Raw genomic sequence first — 2087 nt, 5'->3', positions numbered from 1 at the left:
AGAGCATCCTGAAAAAAATTCTGACATACTTTACGGGCAGGCATAGCGGTGATCCCATTGAATTTGTGGAAGAATCAGTAGATCACATCTTGCTATGTCTGTCTCATTTTTGTGGGGATTCGTCAGGGCTTAGCGGGGATCATGCGAGGTGATTCGCAACTGAAAAGCATAAATCACTACGGTTCGCTTGTTTAATGCCGATAACACGATCACAGCGCAAGTGCTGGCAGAAGAATGAAAGGCAAAACGCCCGGCGTTTCCCGACGTGCAGCAAGATGATGCGGCCGTCTCACGGCGGCTCAACCTTTCATGACTGACTGAAAGAGAGGGTGACGGCAGATATTCCGCCGGCGCGCCTTTTTCAGATATGAAACCTCGTCATTTTATGAGGACTTAACGACTAACCGATCACCCATAACGGCCGGATGAAAACACGCGGCAGGTTGCAGGCACCTGAATGAACACGAAAAGAAAAAATGCGACATTGCATACCTGCTTTAAGAAACGGCTTCAGGCCGGTGAATTTACGCCTTATTTTCAGCCGATTGTGTCGCTCGAGGATGAGCGGGTAGTCGGCTTTGAAATGCTGGCCCGCCGCGTTTTACCGGACGGGCTTATTATCCCGCCCGATCAATTCATTCCCGAAATGGAACGTCAGGGCCTGCTGAATGAACTGACCGCCGTCCTGTTAACTCAGGGCATCCTGACCGCAGGCACCTGGCCCGAACAGCAGTTTTTATCGGTTAATGTTTCGCCTTCCCAACTGAAGGGTTGTCATCTGCCTGACATCATCAAGCACGTGGCAAATCAGTACGCCTTCAGTTTGCCCAGGCTCAAGATAGAAATCACCGAAACGGCCCTGATAGATGATGTGGATTCTGCGCGTGCGCAGATTGATTACCTTTCAGAGATGGGCTGCATGATAGCAATGGATGACTTTGGCACCGGCTTCTCAAGCCTGGCCTGGCTCATTCAGCTTCCTGCCACCACAATCAAAATCGACAGCAGTTTCATTCGCTCAATGCTGCACCAAAAGGACAGTCGCAAGATTGTTTCCAGCGTTGTCGGCCTGGGACGCAGTCTGGATATGGACGTGATCGCCGAAGGGGTTGAAACAGAGGAAGAGGCGGAAATGCTGCGGAAAATAGGCTGCACCTATGCGCAGGGCTATTTATTCGGCAAGCCGCTGACCGCAGATGAGACGCACGCGTTGCTACTCACCCGACCGGGAAAAAAATTTCATCGCAGGGTACAACGCATGTCTCTCGATCAGCGCGCGCATCAGATCTCGTCCATGTACGCTGCGCCCGGGACCTCCATCTGTTTCCTCAACACGGATCTCCGGATCGTGGATGCCAGTGAGACCTTCGCCGAACGCGTCTGCTGGGAACTGGACGATCTCATCGACCGTTATATCTATGAAGTCATCCCTTCGGAGGCGGATAAACTGTTATGGCTTCAGGATTTCCGCGAAAAAGGGCTGCCTTATCCGCCTTATGAAGTGACGCTGCCGGGCGGCCGTATTGATCTGGTTATCATTACCCGGGTGGAAGATGAAGCCAAAGACTTGCTGGGCTTCTGTGTGTTCGGTATCGACATCAGTAGCCGGATGGGCACAGAACACCCTGTGGAACAGGATTTTTCCGCTAAACAGCAGGGCGCGGAAAGTAAGATATTGCCGGGACGTTCAAAACCCAGCTGAATGGGCACGCTGCCGCATCGTAAAAACCTGCGCCCTCGCAGGCACCTCATCGGACGGGGCAGGCCGGAGATCACTTACCTGCTGCCATCTCCCTGCCTGATAGCGTTGTGCACGTTTATGTCTCCACACCGGTCTGACCCGCCAGACCGGCTCAGCACCGAAGGAAAGAACCGTTAGCACACAGGCAGGATGTAAGCGTCGCATTCAGACCGTATTGACGTTCAGGCAGAGGGAAGCTCGACCTTCCATGGCAGCAGATCGCGGACCCGGTTCACCGGCCAGTCCTGTATATGACCGATGACGTAACGCAACCACGTCTCGGGGTCAACGCCGTTAAGCCGGCAGGTGACGATCAGAGAGTAGAGGATCGCCGCACGTTCTCCGC

2 protein-coding genes are annotated in these 2087 nt (G+C 53.5%); one reads left to right on the top strand and one right to left on the bottom strand.

The features are described from left to right. The first annotated feature begins 457 nt into the window (after nucleotides 1–457). Nucleotides 458–1702: a sensor domain-containing phosphodiesterase gene (locus tag F7Q90_RS25395; protein WP_006119687.1), complete on the top strand. Its 1245-nt coding sequence runs from the start codon at nucleotides 458–460 to the stop codon at nucleotides 1700–1702. A 221-nt stretch (nucleotides 1703–1923) separates the two neighbouring features. On the opposite strand, the gene F7Q90_RS25390 is transcribed toward F7Q90_RS25395, so the two are convergent. Beyond that, nucleotides 1924–2087 (bottom strand): transposase domain-containing protein (locus F7Q90_RS25390; protein ID WP_151161046.1); only part of this gene is annotated, 164 nt, incomplete at its 5' end.

The organism is Pantoea stewartii subsp. stewartii (assembly GCF_008801695.1).
GTDB lineage: Bacteria > Pseudomonadota > Gammaproteobacteria > Enterobacterales > Enterobacteriaceae > Pantoea > Pantoea stewartii.
This window is presented reverse-complemented; position numbering and strand designations above follow the sequence as displayed.